The following is a 24,802-nucleotide window of genomic DNA, read 5'->3' as shown; positions in this document are numbered from 1 at the left end:
GGGCAGTTTCTCGAAAGAGCTAAAATATAGAGGTAATTATGATCAAGATTTATGATATCTGCGGTGAGCTATCTAAAGTAAACGACCGTCGACACATTGCAGTGCAGTGCGGAGATGAACATCCTTGCGGATTGATACCGGTTAGCTTACATAATCCAGACTATTATGATGGAACAAAAATTAGGAACTACCTAACGCAACACGCTCTCCCTAGCGAGCTAAAGCTACTTGGCTACCAAATGCCAAATGGTTTCGTACTCGTCAATGGTGTCACACCAGACCATCCTAAGATTAAACGCCTTCTAACGAACGGTGATTTTAATTTTGTGCAACTTCCAGAAGATAAGCGCACCATTCTCAATACATCCCATTACGCACCTCTGCATGCACCGTCTTGCTCGGTTCAAGCAACGAAGCAACCAATTCAGCAACTAGCTGAGTTAGCAACTTCGGATAGTGTTGAAGATGAGCAAGAGAATGCTGCTTTACCTGATATTCCAGTACCGAGCACTGTAGATCAGTATTTTATGGATAGCGACATGAGTATTGAAGATTTCGATTTCGAAGACTTCGATAGGGGTGAACTGGAGGATAACTCTGACAATACAGATGATTTACTCGCTGTATTTGAACAAGGAAAAGCACTTGGTTTATTTGACAAGGATGCAATTTTCCCCCTAGTCGCAGCGAATAACGTAGCTCATAGCTACGGTTCAATACGCGGCTAGTAATGGTGGAGGCTTCGGCCTCCCTGTTTTCTGGACATTTTTACACCCCAAGTAAAATCAGGGTTTTATTCAGTATCGCACAATATTGGTCACATGTTGCGAACGTTTGTTAGCAGAGATATCACGTGGAAAATCAAGCAGTAGACACAAAACTAAATGAATTAGTTACTAAAGCGCAAACAGGTTGCAAGGATGCCAAAGAGCAAGTGATTGCTCGTTGCGAGTGGATTGTTAATTTCCAAGCGATCAAGGCACCGTTACCGGAATCTGAGCGTGATGACGCAAAACAGACTGGTTTTATTGGCCTACTGAATGCCATTGATACATTCGACCCGGAGCGCAATAGTAATTTTTACAATTGGGCCCACATGAAAGTTCGATTTGAGATCGCTGGTAATAACACTGGTCAAAACTACGTGAACATATCTCGTTACCGTCGCAGTGATGCCAAGAAGTACCGTGAAGCACTGAACCATGGCTTGAGTATTGGTTTATCCATCCCTGAAGTTGATGCCCTTTTCCAAAAAGAGCATGAGTGCTCAGCACTTAAGTTTCAGGAAATTAAAACTGCATATCAACTATTGTCTTCTAATGCCGTCGAGTTCGATACCGTGCAAACAGAAGCGAACGCATTTGATCCTGAACATTCCCTATCAGCTGAATTTGATCCGGTCGTAAATGCTGAGGAAGTAGCTCGCTGCAAGGCTGTCATGGATTCATTTGAGGAAGTGTTATCTAGTGAATCGGATCCAGACATGATGGGCACCCTACTAAAAATGCGAGTGATGAGCGACCAAACGTTAAGCGCTGAAGCAACCGGCAAAGAGTTGAACATGTCAGCTCAGACCGTACTTGCTCACCAAAAAAGACTATTGGCAAACTTGAGAGATCACCTCAAGTACCGACAGTTTTCGATAGATAATTTACTTGAGGTATAAAAATGAAACTTCGAACTTTGGCACTTTTAGTATGCGCTCCGCTTACTTTGCTTGGTTGCGAATCGACCATGAAAGTTGAGAATGAGACCACAGCAACAGTCTTCTCTGGATATAAGTACGTTGATGCACCGTTGGTTTTGACGGTTAAGGACAACCGCTCACACAATCACGTAGGCTTGATCGACGATATCCTAAAAAGCTCTATAGACCGTGTTTATTCAACTTCGGTAGTTGCAGATGACCTTGAAGCTGCTTTTTCGGCACAACTGCAGAACCAAGGTATCCGGTTAGTACACAACCAACGTGTAAATCCAACTTACTTAGTGGAAGTTGAGAAATACTTTGTCAACGTCACTCCATTTGAGAGTGCGAAGGCTGAGATCATACTAAAAGTTACTCTGTCCAGTGATAACGCCAAGTTCTCTAAAACTTATGACGCCTATAGCGAGATAGAATTAGACCACAACCCAACTTCTGCAGAAGTGAGTGAGCTAATGAATAATCTGTCTAATCGCATCATCCGTAGCATTGCCGTGGATGAGGAGATCAACAAAAACATTGCTGAAAACGTAGAAAAAGCATAGTGTTGTGGTTCAGGTGTTGCTACTAGTGGCACCTGGCTAACCATGATAAAAACCAAAAAGTTACCTTTCATATCGTAGCCGTTTGGTTTTTGTCATGGTGACAAAAAGTGCGATAGCCTACCCTCGCGCGCCCAATCATGGGAAAGGCATTCTCGAAAGAGCTAAAACCAGTAAGGAACACCGAAATGAATATCAACATTTCTCCATCCGCGTTGTACAACGCACTAACCAGTGTCGCGCTAGCTTGTGACAAGGACCAACCCAACTGCTTACTAGCAACAGAGGAAGATTATGCCTTTGCTGTCGGTAGCGGTCACTCAATGGAATACACTAGTCGCAATATCAAGTGTGAAGTTGTAGAGCACGGCATCATTGGTGTTCATGTTAGTGACTTCATGAATATTGTGAAAGGATTCCGCGGCAGCGATAGCATCAACGTACGCTCTGGTGACAAGTCCGTTATCGTTTCATATCAATTGTCTGTTTACGAACTGCCACTTATACCGCAAGGTGAAGTACCAGTTTCAATGCATGAACAAGTTGATTTTGATAACGTCTGCACCATCGATTCTGACATGCTTCATGACCATTTAGCATCGTTAGACCGCTGTGCGCCACAGCAAGACGTTCGTTACACCTTGAATGGCATCAACTTCGACTTTTCCAATGACAAGTTGAACTTGGTTGCTACCAATGGACAGATAATGAGTGTTGCTGAAATCCCAGTCGAGAACTGTAAAGGTGGCTCTTACACAGTGCCTAAAGGGGGTGATGTTCTTGGGGCGCTCAAGAAGATGCTATCTACAGCTGGTGAAGAGGTCGATATCGGCTTTAGTCACAACTTCATTCAAGTCGAACTCACCAATGGTGAAGCATTACGAGGGCGCTTAATTGACGGTCGTTACGTTGATTGGCGAAGAGTTATGCAGCCCATCGGTGATGATGAAGGTGAGCTGGTGGTATTTAAACGGCTTGAGCTACTAAATGTTCTTGACCGATTAACTACGGTTTCACTCAAAACCTTGAGAATTAACTTGTTTCCTGGCCAAGCTACTTTTCAGTTGGCTCAGAAGGCTATTAACTCAGGTACAGAGATAATGATGTGTCAAGGAAACGCAACGATTGAGTTCGGTATTAACCCTACCCTGCTTAAAGACATTCTTAATGCCACCTGTGGGCATGAAGAAGAAGTTGCTATCAAGATCCAAAGTATCAATGGACTAATCAAGGTATTGGCAAGAGAAACTAATCGAATTGGCGGCATTATGCCCTGCAAACTCTAATTGCTATCCACGGTATCTCCAGCTTATGGCTGGAGATGCTCCATGTTCTTGAATATACGCCCATCTTTGAATATCATAGACAAAGCGATAGGCTCTCAAATCGCACTTTTCTTCTGAGCCCCCTTCTTTTGTCCTTAATCCAATGTGCTCACGTTAAGAGTGCACTGTATTAATGTCAGTTTCCGACCAATCCTGGTCTGAAAATCGTAGAAGCATTAACTACGATGCCCACAAGGGTATTCCCGCCCCGCCGAAAGGCTCTTAATACTTTAAGGATTTACTATGTCTCAATTACCGGTACTCAAGCCGAAGCAATTCACTTCTGTTGGTTTTGATACGTTCTTGACTAAGCAACAACTCAAAGAATTACCCTCAACTATTTCAAAGCTTAACTTCGAAAAAGCTGACTGGGGATTTCCACACCCATTTGTCCCAGCAATCAATCCAAAGTACCTATTTACTAAAGATCGATTGATGGCCCTGCTACCGTACATCGTTAACGGTAAAGGCCAGATCCCTTGGCTATGGGGACCTTTTGGTAGCGGTAAAACATCGTACCCCAGAGAAATATGTGCGCGATTAGGTAAGCCGGTACGCGAGATTTACGTTAGTGAAACAACAGAAGTCATCGACTTAGGCGGGCAATACATGCCGACTAAAGATGGTGGTATGGAGTTTATCTACGGAACTCTCGTAAAGGCGATGCAAGAAGGCTCAGTTCTGCTCATTAATGAATTTGATTTGATGAACAGTAATGAGCAGAAAGCACTAAACCAAGTTTTTGAGGAGCGTCGTTTCACGATCATCCAAAAGGACGAAACCATTGTCGCTCATCCTGAATTTCGCATAATTGTAACCGCGAACAGCAACGGCACAGGTGCATTTGGTAATACGCTCGAAACTGAAGCTGCTTGTAGCAGTGTCGGTGACCGCTTTTACTTCATTTTCATTGATTACCTCAACAAAGATGAAGAAATGCAGATCCTAATGGCAGAAGCACAAGAAATGCTTTCGTCAATGGGGTACACAGGTGAAGACTTGGAAGATAGCTTAAGTATGGCTGAACACATTGGTGAGGTAATGATTACTTACGCAAATGATGTTCGTAGTTCGTATAAGAGCACTCTCGGTTTGGGTGATGGATCAGGTGCTGGCTTGCCGGCTCCACTGTCACACCGGACACTGATTGAGTGGTACCGAAAATCACAAAGCTTGAGTATGTGGTATGAGGTTACACAAGATTCGCTACATAACACTGTGACCAAGGCTTTGGAAATGGTGTTTATCAGTGGTCAACGGCCTGATACCCACGCTAACTACATGCAAGCGTGGAAAGATCGAGCTGGCAATCTATCAGTTTTCTAAGTAAACCGTAAAACAATCAATGGGGGCAGCTGTAGCCCCTATCAAATGCCGAAAGGCCTAATACAATTTAAGGATCTACCATGCAAATTTCGCAATACCAAAATGTTGTTCCACCTGGCTTTCGTTTGCTAAAAGTCAACGTGACTCGCTGTATCTTCTCTAAAAACATTAATCTTTCTGAGATTGGCGTTAAACGGAAGATTGACCGTCGTGTTGTAAGCAGTGGTGCTAAAAAAATGGCTGATGATGAGACGATTAACTCGTTTCGTCGGATCCAACACTGGGTTGATAATAAACTCGATGAAACCACACTCCCCTTTTCGCACGGGATCAAGCTCGTGCCAGAAGAGATCTATGACGAGCTAGTGATTCAACTAAAGATATGGCAGCAGCAATATCTAGCGTTGCTAACCAATCTTATTGTGAACTATGACACCATTGTTGAAGAACATGCTCAAGCATGTGACGACAACCCGGAACTCCCTGAAAATTTCGGTGAGGTTGTTCGCTCTCAACGTATCCCTTTGGATTACGTTATTAAGCAAACCACATTCGTTATCGAAGAAGGTCCAGACCTACGCAAAGAGTTCGCTAACTCGTTATTGACTTATGTAGCAAGAGAAGCGGATGAATTGTCCAACAAACTGATTAGTAGCGCTCAGAATAACGGTGGTACGGCAAAAATCTCGCGTAAGCAACTACCAAAGATTGAGAAAATTTACCGTAAATTGCGGGCCATGCGCTCCATCGACAAACGGGTTAGCCCACTTGTGCAATTGGTTGGGAATTGGCTCAACAGCTTGCCAGAGAAAGAGTCGTTTACAGCTAAAAACTCTCAGGACTTCATACAAGTGCTTAGCATTTTGAAGAACCCCGAGTTACTGAAAATTACTAACATGGAGTTTGAACCAACATCCGAAGATGACAGTGCTGCAGTGGATAACACTCCACCAGCATCGACTCCCTCAGATGATGATACAGGTCAAGACCAACAAGTTGAGACCAAAGAGCCAAGTGATAAAGATAAAAATATCCAAAGCTGGTTCTAATACTTGCCCCGACTTGTTCGGGGCATTACTCCGCCGAAAGGCTTTTTATATATTAAGGAATTAACATGCTAAACATAGCTCGCAATATCATGCACGACGTTCCAGTTCTTGCCGGTATCTATGCAGGTCAGTACGACTGTGAAATCAAAATTGGCGGTGGCAAAGCTTTTGCTACCAAAAAGATGATTAATATACCGTTTCCAAAGGAAGAGACATTGGATCTGACTTGGTGTTTTGTAGTCCACGAGGCTGCGCACATTAGGTACTCAGATTTCGACCATTTGGAGAAATGGCTGGATAGCAAGCCGAAAGTAGACCGTAATTTCTACAAGAAGTTATTAAACATAGTAGAAGACACCTACATCGAGAAGTATATCCTTACTGAGTTTCCTGGCTCATACGAATATCTAGAAGCTGGTGGTAAGTTCCTTGCCGGCAAGCTGGAATCTAAGGAAGTGACCGCTGAGAATGCATTGTCACGATTTATATTTCTTTATGTTCGCGGTCATCTTACTGGCTATCGAGCGTTGCAGGCGTTGTATAAAACTATTCGTAAGCAGTGCATTTTGCATTTTGGTTTGCCGTTGATTCGAGAGTTGAGCAAGATACTAGAGCGTACACTATCTAGTACCTGCACACAGGATAACTGTGTAATTGTGGACGAGTTTGTTGGTTTTCTTGAAAACCCACAAATTGAAGAAGAGGATACCCCTTCTGATAACAGGCCGCAAAACAACAATCAGGATCCAAACCAACCAGATGATAGCGACTCGAACGATGATGGCGACCAACCTGACAGTTCGCAACCGCAATCAGATGACGGTGATGATTCAACCTCCTCTTCTGAGCAGGTTGATGATGCTACTGACGGTGATGAGAATGATCCATCTTCAAACTCTACTGATGATTTGGATGATGATGACAGCACAGAGCAATCAGGTGATGCCTCGGCTCAACCAGATAATGGTGGTGACGATGATGATCAAGCAAATGGCTCTAGCAATCAACCTGATGACAGCACCAATGATGCAGGTACTGGCCAACCGGACGATAGTTCAGAGGCCGGAGCTACTAGCTCTAACCTAAATAGTGATGATGTTACTAGCTCGAACATGGACGATGATGGTGATATATCACCTAACTCGACCAACGATAGTGGTAATCCCCAAGAAGGTGGCAAAGCGGATGGTAAACCACAGTGGTCTGATGATGAGATCCAAGCAGCTATTAAAGCGGCAATGGATAGACTTGCAGATATGGAAACTGATACCGGTGACATCATTAAAGAGGTCATTGAAGATGATGAAAATATTGACTGGGATGCCGCTGCGCAACTGGGTGATAATTTCTCAACTGCCGTATCTCATGTCCACCAGCAGCCATTGAATCGCCATAACACGCTTAGCAAAGATACCTCCCAAGCTACTGCAGCCCTTAAGCAAAAACTAGCAGCATTAGTTGCCCACAAAACCCGAACCAAGAAGACCGTCGAAAAACGCGGTCGTCGATTTGCTAGGGGCAAGGTGCACCGGTTAGCTGTTGGAAACCCAGCTGTTTTCAGCCGCAAGACTCGTGATGAAAAGAAACCTAACTCATCGATTGTTATTTTAGTTGATGATTCTGGGTCAATTGGAAATCACCTTCCAGATATGCAAAAAGCGACGCTGGCATTGATCGACTCTCTGGACTCTCAGAAAGGCGTCAAGGTTGCAGCAATAGCTTTTGGTTCAGAGTTTGGAGGCAGCGGTGAGCTCACTCGATTAAAACGCTTTAATGAGCGGGGCGATATCGTCATTAACCGAATAGCGTCACTAACGGCTAATGGCCACACTCCACTGTTGAACGGCCTAAAAGCCGCCAAGCAAGACTTACACGGTGTTAAAAACCGCAAGTTGGTCATTGTCTTAACTGACGGACAACCAAACGATTTAAGAGGTTGCATTGACTACATAAAGCAAATGCAGATTTCGAATATCGATTTAGTTGGTGTTGGTATAGGCAAAGGCGTGGATGTTGCAGGTATGCAAGCTCAGTATGGGCACAACAACTACACCATGGTTCCTCAGTTCGAGCAGTTGCCTCAAGCTGTAATGGAGCTCTCCCGACACATTGTGTTGGATTAATAAATAGGGCGTTCGCGCCCTATATCCAGCTGAGATTTTTAAGCTAAACCATTCTGTTTAGGTTAAAGATTTTTGCACTTTGGTGCAGGAAATTGGTCAAGATTGTCATGGCCAACACCGCTAGGTGAGCAATTAACCCTGAAAAGGAAAATACAATTTATGAACAAATCGACTCAAGAGTTTAAAGATGATATTAGGCGTTATGGTTGGGTAAGGTTACTTGGTGAACTTACTTCACTGAAAAACGCTGTCGATAACTATGTACCAGGGCAAGGTCGCAACGGTGTAATGTTAAAAAAAGCTGCCCGTGATTTTTGTCCCCAACACGGCGGGAAAAAAGGCGATAAATTCGTTCTATTTCATGATGCTGATGATACTGGTGCGGGCTATTGCTATAAGTGCGAAGAAGCTTTTGATGGTTTTAAGATCATTATGCTTGATAGAGGTTGGTCATTCGCTGAGACAGCAAATGAGATCAAGAAGATAATCTACGATGGTGAAGCGCCTGTAGTTAATCGTCAAAATCTACGCCCAATGAACAATCAACCAAAACCACTGACGCAAAAGCAAATTGATGAAGCAAATAAGCGAGTTGACAAAAACAACGACCTTTTAGCGGAATCAGTCAGCATTCACCACGAACTTGCAGCACCGTTACGTCTGTATTTTGAAAACCGCAGTCTTCACAACTATGGAGAACTCGCAGCGCATGTTCGATATCACGGAGCAGTGTCTTACTGGGTAGAAATTGACGAAGAGCCAACTTTGAGAGCGGAGCAAATACAGTTCTGCCATCAATATTGGGCATTTAAGGGTTTCAATCAAGTAGGTGACACTTTGATGGCCAATATGGGATCACATCCTTGTGCACTGAGTATTGTTCGTGACGTTGCTACACAGAAGCCTGTTAACATCCATCGAACTTATCTATCGGCTGAAGGCACAAAAATTGACTTAGACGCTCTACCTTGGGGTTGGGGTGCTAAGAAGATGATGTCCTCTATCCAAGGTGTGAAATCAGGGCCTAGTGCCATTCTTCTTGATCCCCCGGGAGCACCTGTAATCGCTTTGGCTGAGGGACTTGAAACTGCATTAGCAGTGAAAGGAACCTTGGAAATGCCAACTCATTGCACGGTGAATGTCGGTGGCCTCAAGAAATGGCGACCATCTATCGGAACTGAGTTAGTAGTGATTTTTGAAGATAAAGATCGCTCTAAGGCAGGTGAAGAAGGCGCAAGTGAACTAAAGCAAGCTCTCACTGAGATGGGAGTCAAATGCCTGATACAGACCCCTCCCCTCCCCATACCGGAAGGGAAGAAGTCCGTAGACTGGCAGGATGTTGTTCAACAGTGCGGTAAGCAAGGTTTCCGACCTGCGATACTAAACTGGCAAGACACATTCTTATCATAATTTTAAGCCCTCTCATCCATTCGATGATGAGGGCTTCATTCGTTAGTAACTTCTTGTTTTGAAATATTTGAGGTTATTAACGAGTGAAGAATTGACAACCCGGTAGGCTGGGTTAATCTAGACCCAACTAAACAGTTTATATATATAAGGACAAAGAATGCATAAGCTAGAAACCTACACTGACAAATCGCTTATCACCAAAAAGCAGAACAACTTCCAAGTTGATGTCTATTACCGTGTAACCGTAGACCCTGAATACCGTAGTTGGTTAAAGACCGATGAAGAGATCCAGACTGAACCAGGCGTCGTTCGCTTTGAAATTCCATTTGAACAAACAGATGACGACTATTCAGAAATTCTTGCTCGCGCTGAAATGGGTGCCCAAGTCAATCTGATCACCCCAAAGGGCACAAATGTTTTCCGTGATAAAAAAGGTGTGCAGACAGTTTTGCTTGAAAGCCATGTCAGCCAACCACTAGTAGCTAAATATTTCTGTACTGACGACATCGCTCAAAAGATGGATCATGCAGCTCGATTCAAGCGTGTAGTTAGCCTCTTTGGTTGCGTTTTTTACGGCGCCACATACCACGACAAGACTTTCCAGACTCCTGACTGGGTAGATTCGCTAACACGTGGTGAAACGGAGCCAGCAAGTTATATTGTTGCTAACGAGTCAATCAACCTAGCAGCGAGCTTTGTGGAAACTAAGAGCGGGCCGGTATTCTTTACCCGCCGTGCATTGCTAGAATATTTGTCTCAACCGCACATTCAGCAAGAAGGTGTTCTAGTAAACCGTCCCTACGAAGCTCTGAAGGGCGCTATTAGCAAGAAACGACTTAAGGAAGTGGATTACTTCAATGTTGCTAACGAAGGCGATGAAGAGCGTTACGCGGACTCTCAGTATGGTGGTTACAAGGCTTACTTTGTTGAACGTACCGGTTACTGCTTGCGTGCTCGCGAATACCCATTTGCCGGCAAGTCATATCTATCAGTAAGTTCGCTAAAACACTTCTATAGCAGCGAGAACCTGAAGAAATTTGAGAATGCTGCTAAGCCAAAAGAAAACCTGACAAAAATCATTAAGAAAGTTTCAGGTCGAAAACTAATTAAATAAGAAAGCTCGAGGCATAGGCTATCATCTAGCCTATGCCATCACCCGCTCTGTTTAGCCAACGAACTCAACTTAGACCCTTCAAACGCTGCTTCTAACTTGGTCATCACTCCGGCATTAACTTTATCTTCTGGTACCGCCTGAACCTTATCCATTGGTGGGGCATGCTTGGTGGCATCAAATAATTCGCCTTTCAATTTTAACCGTTGTCTAATCAATGCTAACTTAGCTCGGTGAGCAGTCTTTGCTTTAAACATAGCGTGCATATGAATTTCATGATTAATCAAATTTGCATGAATAGTTTCCACCTTCCCTATAAAGTGTTTGAACTCACTTTTGATAAGATCACAGCTAGTGGCCTCTGCTTCATTGCATGCTTCAGAAATTTTGTGGAGTCGAGCTAGTTGCTCTTGAGTAAGACTGGTTGGGTTATTGAAGCACTCAAGTAGCGTTGAATTTAGATCATGAGCTCGTAGTGCTAGAATGACGTGAGTTCGTGAAACTGAATATGCACCAGCAACTGATTCGATAGTTGCCGACTCGTGTTCTTCTAAGTAAGCTGCAAACTTGCCACCTTCCTCGATAAGTGACACATCATTACTTGCCATAGATACCCCTATAATAAACCAATAGAAAAGGCACCTAACGTGTAGGATGCCTAGATGATATTCGGAAAAGATTTACTTTTCTTTAATGGTTTCAAATTGTTGTAAAAAATCTTTGTCACCTAATCGCTCAAGAAAGTAATCAAGTGCTGCCACCTCTTTCGGTGAAGCTTTCCGCATTTGAAGGTTATATTCGCGCTTCACTTTGTTGTAGCGAACAATGGAACACTTATTTTGTTTATCGCCTAGTACCTTTTCTTCCCAAGTACCGGCAGCAGCTTTTTCATCATCAGTTTTCTTAAATGGTTGGTCCAAATACCTCAAAACGTCCTGACGGTAAGATCCTACCGCTTTTTGGATGGCCTTAGTGACCAAATCACTGTCACCGGATGCGATGTATTCATCTACAGAAGAAAACGGTGATTTATATGTTGGTTTCTCACTGAGACTGTTTGCAGCATCCAACCATGATTTGATTGGGTCTTCACTATCGGAAAACTTTGCCATTGCTTTATCGGTTTGTTGATTCAGCTTTTCATATGCACTTGCACTGATGCAGTAACGGTCTGGAAATAGCTCATAAAGACGATCATCCAAGCAAGCTGCAATAAGACTACGGCGCACCGTACTTTCTTTCTCTGGTAACACGTTAAAGTGCGCGTAAGTGTCCTTGTAACTCCCGCCCAGCGCTAGAAATACATCTTTGTATTTAAGGCCTTCCTCATAACGACTTAACTTGAGCTGAGTATCAACTTCGTCAATTAGTGACTGAACCTCTTCATCAGTACATGGTTCCAGTATACGTATTAGTGGAAGAGGCTTTTTAGCTATACCTGCAGACTTAAATCGTCGAGAGCTATCAGCCAGTAGGTCTTTACCCTCAACAAAAAATGAGTAACCTGGGTGGCTAATCCCCTTAAGCTTTATTGAAGGCAAGATGTCACTAAGTGAAGCCTCGGTTAACCCTTCTTGTTTTCGAGGATTCAGCGGGTGAATACCAACCTTGTCAAAGTTTGCGGGTTGAATTTCAACAAACTCGGCTTTAACTGTCCTGCCTGTATTTGTGAAAGTGTATTGAGTCGCAAATGACGCAGTAGCAACCACCTTTTCAGAATCAATACCTCCAACCATAGATGTAGTGCTATCAGCTTCTTTCTTCGTTACATCGGTATCAGCTACAACTTCTGTTTTAGCTGCTTCACTCTGCGCTGAGTTACTAATATCTGCGGAAACGGCAGGTGAAGCCTTCACATCTACACCATTACCGCTACTTTCAAGGGCTGATTGACTCGGTTTTACAGGAGATTCAAACTTAGCCTTCTGTCGATCATCAAACGCTCGTTTCACTTTTATATTTAAGCGTCGAAAGTGAGCCTTCTGTGTACCACTCAATTTTGATGAACCTACAAGCTCCTTGTACTTACCAAACTCACTTCCTTCCAAAACAGTTTCAGCTAGAGATATTTTTGAAATAGTGTCTAAGGAGTCAAAATCAGAATTACTCATATCAGTTACCATTATGCAGTGCGTTGCGTGTGACGAATCTCAATTTGATCCATAATGTTAGTCGCCCATTTAGTGGCAGAGCCCAAAGCACGATTGAATGCTTTACCATCACCCGGATAGTCGCTCTTCTGTATCGCAAAAATGGTGTGGCCTAACTCTAGACAACGCTCGTAAGCATCTTCGTGATACATCTCTTTTGATAGCAAAGATAGACCGTCTCCACTAAACAGCAGGTTAAGTTCTTTACTAGCGGCTTCATTGATGTCCTTGTCGTAAGTAGACTCTTTACTGTCAATCGGCATCTTGGTTAAGAACGCAGTAATTTCAGGTAGGTCTTCATCAGCCAGGCCGTTTTCAACAAGGTCTTCCATAACATCGTAAAGACGGTGCATCATACGCAACGATGAGTCAAAGTTCACGAAAGTTGGTGGCACTGGTGCAATCAGCAAATCAGATGCCCAAAGCGCATTTTTTAGAACATTGTCTAGGTGTGGACCAACATCAAGAAGGATAATATCAAACTTATCTTTAACTTTGTCGATGAGGCGAGTTTTAAGAAGAGAACCAACATACGCACCATCACATACATCTTCATCATGTAGCTGGTCAGCAGTAAAGCCATCATCAGTTGTACATTTGATGATACTCAAGTTTGGATGTTCTGTGCTTACAACTGCACTATCCAAGATCTCTTCTTCTGTCAGTTCAACAGACATGGCGTTGATAGAGGTAAATTCTGTATCCGATACATCGTAATCAGGAACGTTCTGCTGACTAGATGTACCTTGTGGATCCAAGTCAATGATCAGCACTCGCGGTTGCATCATAACGTAGTTACAAAGATAACTGAGTGCATGCGATAACATGTTAGTTGCCAATGATTTACCAACACCACCTTTCAGGTTGAGCATCGTAATCACAAATGCCTCTCCATCGGTCTTATCACCATACTTTGTCACGCCAACATATTCACCGATAGCAATGACATCATCACGGGTCAACTGGAAGTTGTTGTTTTTAGCACGTGAGAATTCGTAGCCTGCAGCAGTCATTTCCTCCATCGCGTCGGACACTTTTTGTCGCGAATACGGCTTGTCAGTGAATTTAAGCAACTTTTGAACATCGTTTTGACTGTAGGTACGAACCTTGAGGTCATCACGCATGTAATAGCTTGTTTCTGTGCGCTCTTTAAGGATTTTTTGGGCTGTCTCGCTAAGGAATTTGTATTTTGCTAACTGCATTGTGTTGGCTCCGTCAACTGAATATGCACATAGACTAAACCGCAAAAGACAGATATGCAAGTCTTGTTGGAATAAACTACCAAAACTTGCATATTTTAATTAATCTGGCTTTTATCGCTCGTTACTAACCCTCAATAAAACGTGATACCAATCGTCACTAACAAGAGATACGACCTTTCTGCTAACTACCCAAATTGAACTAGAAATTAAAACTGTTACGCTGTCACGTCAGTTTGGGGCCTTGACGTTTCTCTCAGTGCCTTAATATGTAATCAGCTTCTAACGAACTACAAGCATTTAAGGACACAACATGTTAAATACAATTCAGGCTATTGAAATTGCAAACCAACAAGCGACCTGCCCTACCACGCTTAACCAATCAGAAATAGATAAGCTCAATGCCTTTAATGGTTTTGGCTCTTTGGCTAAAGCATTTGAGTGTGATAGCAAAAACAAACAACTACGTGATTCTTTTCTTAGTGCGGATGATTTCAATAGCGCGCATAACTCAACGCTGACTAGCTTCTTCACACCAGAGAAAGTAATCAAAGCGATTTACACATATTTGGAATTGGTCGGTGTTAGCCAGCCATGCAAGGTCTTAGAGCCAGCGCTAGGCAGCGGCCGCTTTATTGATTATGCACCAGCACATTTAAAAGGTAATTTTACAGGCATTGAACTCGATAGAACCACTGGCCTTATCGCTCGCCTTAAACACCAGTCGGAACGTATTTATATCAATCAGCGCTTTGAGAATGTTCAATTTGATGAACCGTTTTCCCTCTGCGTAACCAATCCCCCGTATGGCGACATGAGAGCTCATGATTTGCGCTATGGCCGAAAGTTGAGTGTTCACAACTATTTCGCCCTACGTGCCATTGATGAATTGCATGATAGCGGTGTGTCAGTCATGGTTGTGAGCACATGGCTAATGGACTCTCAGACTAGCATTACTAGAAAGTTACTTTCACAAAAGGCTAAATTACTAGCTGCTGTACGCTTACCTAACGCAGTGTTTTGTAGTGAAGGGGTTAGTTTACCTGTTGATATTATCGTACTGCAGAAAGGCACTGGGGAAGAATCACCGAAATGGATTGATTCAGAAACTACCATTAACCCAACAGGTAAAATCAATCTCAATCAACATTACATTGAAAACCCAGAATGTGTCTTGGGCGACATAAACAGTCCAAATATCCCAACGCATACTTGCCAAGTGGACGGTGACGCTGACGATGCAATTAACTCAATTGTCCCTGCCCTGCTCTCACAGTGTGACGAAATTCATTTAGAGATACCTACCATTGACAACGTAGCGGTTAGTCAAGACTCACTAGTTGAGCTACCTCAATCAAATCTTTCCCTTTTTGAGATCGGCTATCTTGAGGGGGCTCTTTACCGCCGTATTTCTGACTCAATAAATTTAGATGGTGATGTTCTCAAGAACCACCAAGAGCTAAATTTATCTATTGCAAAAGAAAAGCGACTGATCGCATATTTAGCAATCAAAGACACGCTTAAGGCATTAGTAAAAGCTGAGCAAGACAATATTTCTGAGACTCATATTGAGGCTTTACGACAAACACTAAATTATCACCACACAACATTTATTGATAAGTTCGGACCATTACAACGCAGCCATAACAAGAGTGTTTTAGGCGAATGTTCGTTTTACAATCGAACTAAGGCAATCGAAAGCGATTACCAGAAAGCTGATAAATCGGAAGGTATAGAAGAAAGCTATAACCTCGCGCCTATTATGAGCAAACGTGTATTTAGACCGTACGAGGCACCACAGAGCGCGTCTAATCCAATTCACGCTTTGTCTATTTCAATTAGTGAGTACGCATCTGTTAACCTTAACCGCATTAGTAAGCTGCTCAACAAGACCGTCGATGAAACACAAAATTTGCTACTTGATAATGAGCTTGCCTTTAAAAACCCGCAAACTGGTGAGTTCGAGGTGGCCGCTCAATATCTATCAGGCAATATCCTAGAAAAAATCAACCAGTGCCCTTCCACTAATGAGTATATAAGAAACCTTGCAGCTTTAAACCGAGTAATGCCAACGCCACTAACCGCAGATAAGATTTCTGTCTCTATTGGCGCATCATGGGTTCCGTCCAAATATTATGAAGAATTTGTATTGAGTCTTATGGGCAACAAAGCAAAACCAAAGGTTTTGTATACTGCTGGTGGTTGGATTGTTCAAATTGATGGCTGGGGCTTCCATACCAAATCTGCCGTGGAATATGGCACTGAGCGTCGTGATTTTGAGTCTCTATTTGCCTCCGCTTTAAACACATCAAAAGTAGTCGTAACTGATACCGTAAATGATAAGCAAGTGGTAAACGAACAAGAAACTGCGCTTGCAAACCAAAAGCTTGAATTGATCGCCTCGGAATTTGAGGACTTTATTTTTGCTGACGTTCAACGGCGCACGCATCTTGAGGAACTATACAACCAACAATTCAATACATATGTTGTGCCTGACTACTCTTCACTTGGTGAACACCTACAATTTGTGGGTTCGGCACTAACCCCTAGATCGTTTCAAAAAACACTTGTTGCTCGTGGTTTATTGACTGATAACATGCTCGCAGATTGTGCGGTTGGCAGTGGCAAGAGCTGGGTTTTTGCTTCACTTTCGCTAATCGCTAAGCAGGTAAATAAAAGCGCTAGGTCGTTGATTGTAATGCCCAACTCGCTAGTTTCTCAGTTTCATGACTCGTTTCTAGCAACATACCCCCACGCAAATTTAATTTGCTTAGACAACTCCCTTGATGCCAGGCAACGGCAAGAGCGATTAATGACGGCTCTTGCTAGCGACTTCGATCTTCTTATTGTTGCTGCTTCAACGTTTAAATCCATTGAAGCGCCAAGAGATATTCAAGTCGAGTTAATGGAGGAACAACTGCAAGAGTTAGAGCAATGCATTAGTGATGCTGACGACAAAGAAATAAACACCCGTCGGTTATTGAAGATGAAAGACAAAGTTAGCAACCAACTAAACGAGCTAGTAAACACACCAATGCTCCCAGGCATCACATTCTCAGACCTTAGAATTTCCCAGCTAATGGTTGATGAGTGCCAAGAATGGAAGTCACTGTTTTACAACACAGCAATGACAGGAGTTAGAGGATTAAACAGTCCGACTGGATCGAAAGCTGCATTCGACCTTTTTGTTAAGACTCGTGCCGTTCAATCGAAAGGCGGTAAAGTAATATTCGGGACCGGAACTACCATTAGCAACAGCTGTATAGAAGCCGTTACTTGGATCAGGTTTTTGTGTCCATCATTAAAGCATCTGCACAACACAGATTCTTTTATCAAAACATTCGCAACGCCTCAGACTAAGCTTGAATTAAGCCCAACTGGACGAAACTTTAAAGCCTACACTACGATTTCTCGGTTCGTAAATATGCCTGAACTGCAACGTATTTATCGACAGTTCGCGGAAGTTGTGACGGAAGACCAATTAACAAAGCTATTACCGCCACTGGCCGACGGTCGCCCTGCCATCCCACAACTTAAAGACGGCAAAGTGAAATCTATTGTTTTGGATATATCATCTGACCAAGATACAATTTTCAATCAATTAGTCGAAGATGCAAAAACCATTACTAAGAAAAACAACATGCTCAAAATTATGAATACCGCACGTGTTGCTTCTCTCGACGCTCGCTTTGTTAATCCATATGCAGTTAACCACAACAATGTTGTCAGCGCTGCAATAAAGGAAATTAAGCGACTTCACCACCAATCCAAACACTTCAAAGGTAACGTTTTAGTATTCTGTGATCGTGGAGTTAGCAACCGCCACCGCGCAGCGTCAATTAAAGAGATTAATGAATTATTCCGAAAAGCTGAGGCGGGCGATAGCTTTGCAATTCAACAAACTAATGGCTTATCAAAAAGTGAGGCTTTTGCCACGTTATCGAGCGCATATTCAATTTATGACGAACTAGAAACCGAACTCAAGAAAGACGGTATCAATGTTGCTGTAGTACAAGATTTCAAAACACCTGCAGCCAAAGCAAAACTAAAGCGCGACTTTAACGCTGGCAAAGTTAATGTTCTGATTGGTTCTAGTTTTAGTTTGGGGGCGGGGTGGAATTTAAATGAGCGTTTAGTTAGCGCGTTACATTTAGATATGCCCCTTAGGAGCTCGGATTGGACACAACGCAACGGGCGAATTTTGCGCCAAGGCAATAAGGCTTATGAGGCTGGCTACATTAACGAAGTCGAGGTAATGAATTTTAGCACAACAAAAACGCTAGACTCTTGGTTCATGGCACTGCTTGAAAGGAAACAAAACTTCGTTCGTCAATTCCAAAATGGTGTAATTAATTCTGATGTGCGAGTCTACGAGCCAGAAGATGAAACCATTGATTTTGGTTCACTATCGGCAATATTGGCCGATGATCCATTAATGCTTGAGCGTGTTAAGCTGCAACATAATTACAAGAAACTGAGCTTACTTAAGGCAGCGCACCGCAGAACCACTTTTGCTTTACAGAACGATTTGAACCAGTATAACCGTCGATTTTTCAAACTTGCTAATGAATTGAAATTGTATAAGGCCGACAAGGGTGTTTTAACCAACTTAGAATCTTTCGTCTTAACTTGTGGAACCCCTATTCATGGCAAAGGTTTGGAAGCTCGCGTGTCACACGTTCTAAGTAACTACCAATTAAGAAGCGCTGACAAATACCACTTACTTGCTAGTAATGACGATCTTCGTATCGAAGGTAATTTTTCTGGTGGCCTTCCTTCATACAGAATAGCTGGTAATGCCTCTTATGAGGTTTTCATGACTAATCCGTGGGGCCGCGGTAACAGCATACTGAACGCAGCAGCTAAGACCTTAGCTAAAATATCCTCTACATATGACTCTGCTTATGCAGCTATGACGCGTTTGGCAGAACTGGTTAACGACACGAATATTCAGCTAAATAAACCGTTCAAACATGATGCTGAATTAAGTCAAACTAAACAGAGGTTACAACAAGTCGAACTATTGCTAGTTGAACAGCAACAACAACAAGAACAGCTAGAACAAGCGGCCTAGTCTTTCCAGCCCATACCCTTACATTAAAAAGGTATGGGCTCATATTCAGGCTGAATCCGACAGTTTCACTCTGTCAGCATATCCATATTCAGGCTGAACCCGACAATTTCACTCTGTCAGCATAGCCATATTCAGGCTGAACCCGACAGTTTCACTCGTCAGCATATCCATATTCAGGCTGAACCCGACATTTTCATTCTGTCAGCATATCCATATTCAGGCTGAACCCGACAGTTTCCCTTCTGGCAGCATAGCCATATTCAGGCTGAACCCGACAATTTCACTCTGTCAGCATAGCCATATTCAGGCTGAATCCGACAGTTTCACTCTGTCAGCATAGCCATATTCAGGCTGAACCCGACAATTTCACTCTGTCAGCATATCCATATTCAGGCTGAACCCGACATTTTCACTCTGTCAGCATATCCATATTCAGGCTGAATCCGACAGTTTCCCTTCTGGCAGCATAGCCATATTCAGGCTGAACCCGACAGTTTCACTCGTCAGCATATCCATATTCAGGCTGAACCCGACATTTTCACTCTGTCAGCATAGCCATATTCAGGCTGAACCCGACAGTTTCACTCTGTCAGCATATCCATATTCACGCTGAATCCGACAGTTTCCCTTCTGGCAGCATAGCCATATTCAGGCTGAATCCGACAGTTTCCCTTCTGGCAGCATAGCCATATTCAGGCTGAACCCGACAGTTTCACTCGTCAGCATATCCATATTCAGGCTGAACCCGACAGTTTCACTCGTCAGCATATCCATATTCAGGCTGAATCCGACAGTTTCACTCTGTCAGCATATCCATATTAAAACAAAACCGAACGCCAAGTTAGTAACTAACAATAATAGTTCAAGGTCGCTGACGCTGAGTAAAGCTAACCATTGCTTGAACTAAAGATAATTAATGGCTACGATGGTAACTTACTAGTGCTTCTGGCACTTTTAAAACTAACACCCCAAAAGTTAGTTACTTCATTAGAAGGTTGGGGATCTCGAAAGAGCTAAAACATATAAGGACTAATCGATGCTAAATCAGAATATTTCTGAGTCGCAGTCGAGCATTTTTGACGCTTGCACTAACGACACCTACCAACTAGATTGCACTACATTGTTTCCTGCCTCCTGGCTTGATTGGAGACATAAAGCCCGCAATCACATGATTTTTTCAGATGTAGCTGACAACGATTTGCTGTGGTATCAGCAAATTGAGGATGCGGTTGATAAAATCAAAGAAATAATAAAAGACGGTATTGTTCCGGCCCTTGGCGTGAGCTTTGGAAAAGACAGTAATTGTTACCTAGCACTTCTCATATTGGCTCATATCGAGCTAAAGTCTGAAGGCTACAAGCCTGAAAAACCAACTCTTGTCACACACGCTGATACCAGAATAGACAATCCGATTATTGGTAAGTGGAGCATTTACTGTTGGAACTCACTTATCGATTTTGTTGATAAATATGAACTTCCAATCGTAATGGTACTAGCTCAACCTAACTTCACTCAATCCTTCTTAGGGCGAGTTGTTTCTGGACGCGGACTACCGACGGTCGCTAACTCAAGCGCCCGTCAATGTAGCCAAGACCTAAAAATCAAGCCGATGGAAAGAGAGGTTAGGAAGGTTCTAAAAGCCTATGGAATTAAGCAAACTGAAGTTTGCTTGATGATTGGTTCACGGGATGACGAGGGCACTATCCGTAAAAACTCAATCAGAGCCAATGGTGGTGAACATTCACCTTTGACAATGGGTAAAAGCGGTAGTGGTTATGTCCTATATGCGATCAAGCATTGGTCTACCGCAATGGTGTTCGAGTTTCTTAATTTTTTAGGCACTGATGAAAAGAAGGTTTTTCCAAGCTTTATCAACAACTTTGACCGATGTATTACCATTTACGCCAACAGTATGGGTGAGTGTGTGATGTTCGCAACGTCTGATAAGGAAGATGCTCAGTCGAAGGGGTGCGGGGCCAGGCACGGGTGCACTTTTTGCGTTGTTGGCGCGAAAGAGGACAAGTCGATGGAGAAGCTTTTGGAGACAGGTAATTATGAGTTCGTGCGACTACTTAATCGTATCAGAAACTACATAATCAACCGCCACCACGTCTGGGAAGAGCGAACAGCTATTGGCCGGACAATTGACCGCAACGGTTTTGTCAAGGTCGTACCCGACCTCTATTCATTCAAGAAGTGTAAACGACTTCTTCATGCGTTACTGACTGCTGATGCATTGGAAGAAATGAGAGCACTTTCAGTTCACATGGAGCTGTTAGCTGGAAAGATAGAAATCAATGAAGATAACGTCCGTATGTCGAAACCACAATTTAAAATGGTTACGAAGAAAGACCTAATCATGATCGAGTTTCTATACAGCTTTCACTCATTCTGTGATCGGCCATGGAGTGCGCTTGAGCTTTGGCATCGCGTCTATAACAAAGGCGAGTTCGAACTACTTGATGAGCCGGAGGACAGTATTTATGTCGAACCGACAAAGCAACCTCAAGAGTCGTACCTCTTTATTGGTGGCGATTGGACAGACGGTGGTGCGAACCTCGGCTTGCGAGATGTGGCTCATGAAGCTGTAGCTTTTGAACCTGAGGGCATGACTCAAGCAAAGCTTGTTAAAAATCGCGTGACCGGTCAACAAGACTTACATGCGATTATGCAGCTTGCGGAAGAGGAGTCACTTACTGTTGATGAGGAAGCTCTCTACTGGATATTTCAAGATATTGAATATTATCTATCGAAGCAAGATGGCTACACCTCTGTGTCCAGTGCTATGTCATTGTTGAGAAGCGGCGCTATCTCAATCGCAAAGGGAAAGGCAACTGTTTATCACTTGATGAGCTTGCGCCAGCAATATTATACGGTGCGCGGTTATAACCGTAATAATTCTTATGAAGAGCTGCTGGCACGCATGGGCGATGAGCTTTGGACAAGAGACAAGTATAAATTTGTTTTTCGAAAAAGCTTTGAAGACCAGGAGAAAAAGAAAGCTAATGCCAAGCTCATTCGCAAAGCGAAACGAGCAGGTGCAACACAAGCTGAGTTAGAGCTTCTTAAACATGAACTGATCTCACCAATACCAGAAGACGTTCACATTACCAACTTGCTGCATAGCGGTAAGATCGGTACTGACGGACAACTTTATTTATTTTAATCACAGCCCCCGACTGGGGGCTTTACCCGAAAGGGCCAAAATTATATGGAGAATACTATGGAATCACTTCTGAACGTTAACGTTTCTAAGCTGATCGAAAGCACAGGTGCGAACCTTGAATATTCGGAATTATGTCATTACGACATGGCGGTTTCGCAATGCGGCCAAAAGGCAACATTGGTCTTTTGTGAACATGACATGTGGGCGGATTATTGTGATGAATATTTACAACGTCCTGTTGAGGCCGATCCTGACGTACTGATTAGCCACGACAATACTGCGTATCATGAAGACGTCATAGACGACTATCCCTTTCGTTTTGCATGGATGCTTAGTGCTGCCAAACATTACGTAGAGATACAATCTTTCGTAGAAACGAGATATGAAGAACCAAGGCCGGATGAATTCATAATCGAAGCTTATAAGTTATTGAAGAAAGGTAAGAAAATATCTTTGCTTGAGCACTTATATCGAAATGATGAGAAGCATTTCAGTTTTTACGACCAGACGTATTTCAATACCCGGCAGCTAATGATTGATAGCGGAAGGATAGGGGAGCTCGCCGTTCCTCTATTAGAACTAAAAGACGGCAGTTATTCGATTGTTGATTCTGATCTCGCGACGCATATGTATCGCATCGGTGAGCACAACTCTCGTGACAGAAAACATCGGTGGCAGTTAGAGGATGATTATCTAGCCTCTATGAATATCGATGATTTTGAGTGGGGCGCTATCTCCATACGTAACGGCCGACTTCATTTGAAGGAACCAGCCGTCATTTATGAGGTAGAAGTAGATCCTGTTTTTGATGACGCTATAGGCCACGCTTCGTTCACTAATATGGATGACGCTAAGGCATACCTAAAGTCATTAAAGAGCAAGGTACCTAAAAACAAACCAATTTGTTACGTAGAAGAACCAAAATTTAGCAACACAGGATCTGCTAATCCACTGCTTACACATTTCCGATATGGGAAAGTTCAAGCTTTGCAACGAGAGGTCGAGTTTGAAAATGCTCTGATATATTACCGTAGCAAGCTTAATGAGCTAGAAAGTCTAGTGCCCTTCCATAAGAGAAAAAGACAGTTTGTGGTTGATGCCTGGGAAGAAACAAATAGGGAAATTAAAGCAGTCAATGATGGAGAGTGTTATTTGCTAGGAGAGTTGGAGGTCGAGCTGAGAAACGGCATACCGATCTGCAACAGCCTAGAGCGGGTAAGTAACTTTATCGGCTTTGATCAACAACTATCTCAAGTGAAGCAATTAACAAAACGCTGGTCTGAAACATACAACAGACTCAACTAAAATCATGCGTCACTCATTAATGAGTGACGTTTTCAACCTTCCCGCAGTTTAACGTTACGAGCTCGCTCACAATCGAGTTGATATGATCATAGTCTACATCTCCAAGAACCGCTGATATGGCGATCAGCACACCCAGCAAGTCCTCAGTACCGCCCTTCTGCTTCTCCTTATAGGTCTTTCGGCAAACCCTTTTAGTGTTACAACTAGTATTGGCAGAAACAAACATGAAGGCTTTAAGTTGAGCTCGAGTTAGACCAGAAACCACATCAGCAATAGAAAGGCAATCGTTTGATGCTGAGGGGATATTCATTAATGTTGAACAAGACCCCGGATCTTCCGATGCCATAACAGTGATGAACTGTCGTGTATCATAATCACTCATAGGACCTGTCAATTCAATCAAACTGGACGGCTGAACTACATCAATAGTATGTATCTCCGGTCGGCCAAAGAAATAGCCTTGGAAGTAATCAAAGCCAGCCTTAACTGCTTCCTCGTACTGCACGATGGTTTCAATTCGCTCGGCAATAAATTTGATATTAGATCGGCTAGAAAGATGGCAGATCATTTCTTTAGCATCTGGAATTGAAATTTGAGTAATATCGACTTTGATAATACTTATGTAATCAAGCAGCCGTATTGTGCAACTATTTAGTTGGACATCATCTAATGCGATGGAGTAACCTTTTTCCTTTATTATCCGTAGGGCATGACAAAGCTTTGTATCAACTTGGATGTTCTCAAGAACCTCGATAACAATGCTCTCCTTCGGGAAAAGCAATGGAGTGAGGTTGACCAATGATTGGTAATCAAAGTTGATAAACGCAGTAGTAGGAAAGTCGCAATCTAATTCAGTTTGCTGTAGTTCTTGAAGCTTATGAGTAATGACGGAGCAGGTAGCTACCTCGTGAGGCACGTTACTAGGGTAGAAGTTGCTGCTTGAATTGTTACGGTACAACAATTCATTTCCTATGAGAGTACCGTCACTGGCATATATTGGCTGTTTAGCTATGTAGCTATGCAAAAAGTTCTCCAGATATATATAGATTTGTATGGGTTCTGATTTCAGCCTCTATAATATATCTTAAATAGTTAGTTGTTGAGGGATTTTCGTCGATTGTGCCGCTAAATTCTGCAAACTTGTATATTTATTTGATATAATATTCGTCGCTAACTTTTGACACAAAATAAATATTGATCTCCATCCCAAAAGCACGGTTTTGCACGCTTGTCTGTATATCGTAAGTGATATATAGTAGCAAAGTTGATATTAACACTTTTTTATCAACGGCTTACGCCCTTCCTTTCAAGGTTTAT

Annotated in this window: 17 protein-coding genes; 12 read left to right on the top strand and 5 right to left on the bottom strand. The window is 42.9% G+C overall.

The window, feature by feature from the left end:
* Positions 1-38 precede the first annotated feature (38 nt).
* The 9 genes from C9I99_RS21645 (at position 39) to C9I99_RS21605 (ending at position 10,594) form a co-directional block, all read left to right on the top strand.
* Positions 39-728, top strand: coding sequence for a hypothetical protein (locus C9I99_RS21645; RefSeq protein ID WP_107350918.1), 690 nt, complete (start codon positions 39-41; stop codon positions 726-728).
* Positions 729-853: 125 nt separating this feature from the next.
* Complete coding sequence (locus C9I99_RS21640) at positions 854-1,666, top strand: sigma-70 family RNA polymerase sigma factor (protein ID WP_107350917.1); 813 nt, start codon at positions 854-856, stop codon at positions 1,664-1,666.
* A 2-nt stretch (positions 1,667-1,668) separates the two neighbouring features.
* A complete protein-coding gene (locus C9I99_RS21635; protein ID WP_107350916.1) occupies positions 1,669-2,250 on the top strand; it encodes a YajG family lipoprotein in 582 nt (193 codons plus the stop codon).
* A gap of 185 nt (positions 2,251-2,435) precedes the next feature.
* Complete coding sequence (locus C9I99_RS21630; protein WP_166645494.1) at positions 2,436-3,533, top strand: DNA polymerase III subunit beta; 1,098 nt, start codon at positions 2,436-2,438, stop codon at positions 3,531-3,533.
* A gap of 282 nt (positions 3,534-3,815) precedes the next feature.
* A complete protein-coding gene (locus tag C9I99_RS21625; protein ID WP_107350914.1) occupies positions 3,816-4,898 on the top strand; it encodes an AAA family ATPase in 1,083 nt (360 codons plus the stop codon).
* 80 nt (positions 4,899-4,978) lie between these two features.
* The gene (locus C9I99_RS21620; protein ID WP_107350913.1) at positions 4,979-5,947 is read left to right on the top strand and encodes a DUF3150 domain-containing protein; all 969 of its coding nucleotides are present in this window, start codon (positions 4,979-4,981) and stop codon (positions 5,945-5,947) included.
* Between the two features lie 65 nt (positions 5,948-6,012).
* On the top strand, positions 6,013-8,070 hold the full coding sequence (locus C9I99_RS21615; protein ID WP_107350912.1) for a VWA domain-containing protein: 2,058 nt from the start codon (positions 6,013-6,015) through the stop codon (positions 8,068-8,070).
* A gap of 159 nt (positions 8,071-8,229) precedes the next feature.
* Complete coding sequence (locus C9I99_RS21610; RefSeq protein ID WP_107350911.1) at positions 8,230-9,480, top strand: toprim domain-containing protein; 1,251 nt, start codon at positions 8,230-8,232, stop codon at positions 9,478-9,480.
* A 157-nt stretch (positions 9,481-9,637) separates the two neighbouring features.
* On the top strand, positions 9,638-10,594 hold the full coding sequence (locus C9I99_RS21605) for a hypothetical protein (protein ID WP_107350910.1): 957 nt from the start codon (positions 9,638-9,640) through the stop codon (positions 10,592-10,594).
* A 38-nt stretch (positions 10,595-10,632) separates the two neighbouring features.
* Here the strand turns inward: C9I99_RS21605 and C9I99_RS21600 are convergent, their stop codons facing one another.
* The 3 genes from C9I99_RS21600 to C9I99_RS21590 all read right to left on the bottom strand — a co-directional run bounded on the left by C9I99_RS21600 (position 10,633) and on the right by C9I99_RS21590 (position 13,943).
* Entirely contained in the window at positions 10,633-11,199 is a 567-nt protein-coding gene (locus C9I99_RS21600; protein ID WP_107350909.1) for a hypothetical protein, read from the bottom strand.
* A gap of 72 nt (positions 11,200-11,271) precedes the next feature.
* Entirely contained in the window at positions 11,272-12,702 is a 1,431-nt protein-coding gene (locus tag C9I99_RS21595) for a hypothetical protein (RefSeq protein WP_107350908.1), read from the bottom strand.
* Between the two features lie 11 nt (positions 12,703-12,713).
* Positions 12,714-13,943, bottom strand: a complete 1,230-nt coding sequence (locus C9I99_RS21590; protein WP_107350907.1) for a ParA family protein — start codon at positions 13,941-13,943, stop codon at positions 12,714-12,716.
* 310 nt (positions 13,944-14,253) lie between these two features.
* Here C9I99_RS21590 and C9I99_RS21585 point away from each other — a divergent pair, with 310 nt between their 5' ends.
* The gene (locus C9I99_RS21585) at positions 14,254-19,014 is read left to right on the top strand and encodes an N-6 DNA methylase (RefSeq protein WP_107350906.1); all 4,761 of its coding nucleotides are present in this window, start codon (positions 14,254-14,256) and stop codon (positions 19,012-19,014) included.
* Between the two features lie 648 nt (positions 19,015-19,662).
* Here the strand turns inward: C9I99_RS21585 and C9I99_RS27605 are convergent.
* Entirely contained in the window at positions 19,663-19,788 is a 126-nt protein-coding gene (locus C9I99_RS27605) for a hypothetical protein (protein WP_275937934.1), read from the bottom strand.
* A gap of 262 nt (positions 19,789-20,050) precedes the next feature.
* Between C9I99_RS27605 and C9I99_RS21580 the strand changes: the two genes are divergently transcribed.
* On the top strand, positions 20,051-22,180 hold the full coding sequence (locus C9I99_RS21580) for an adenine nucleotide alpha hydrolase family protein (RefSeq protein WP_107350905.1): 2,130 nt from the start codon (positions 20,051-20,053) through the stop codon (positions 22,178-22,180).
* A 57-nt stretch (positions 22,181-22,237) separates the two neighbouring features.
* Positions 22,238-23,485 (top strand): hypothetical protein, encoded by a 1,248-nt coding sequence (locus C9I99_RS21575; protein WP_107350904.1) that lies wholly within the window; start codon positions 22,238-22,240, stop codon positions 23,483-23,485.
* A gap of 16 nt (positions 23,486-23,501) precedes the next feature.
* Here the strand turns inward: C9I99_RS21575 and C9I99_RS21570 are convergent, their stop codons facing one another.
* A complete protein-coding gene (locus C9I99_RS21570; RefSeq protein WP_166645495.1) occupies positions 23,502-24,509 on the bottom strand; it encodes an EAL and HDOD domain-containing protein in 1,008 nt (335 codons plus the stop codon).
* Between the last annotated feature and the right edge of the window lie 293 nt (positions 24,510-24,802).

The sequence above is a fragment of the Photobacterium lutimaris genome, assembly GCF_003025555.1.
GTDB lineage: Bacteria > Pseudomonadota > Gammaproteobacteria > Enterobacterales > Vibrionaceae > Photobacterium > Photobacterium lutimaris.
The sequence above is the reverse complement of the archived record's forward strand: the minus strand, read 5'-3'. Positions and strand labels throughout refer to the sequence as shown.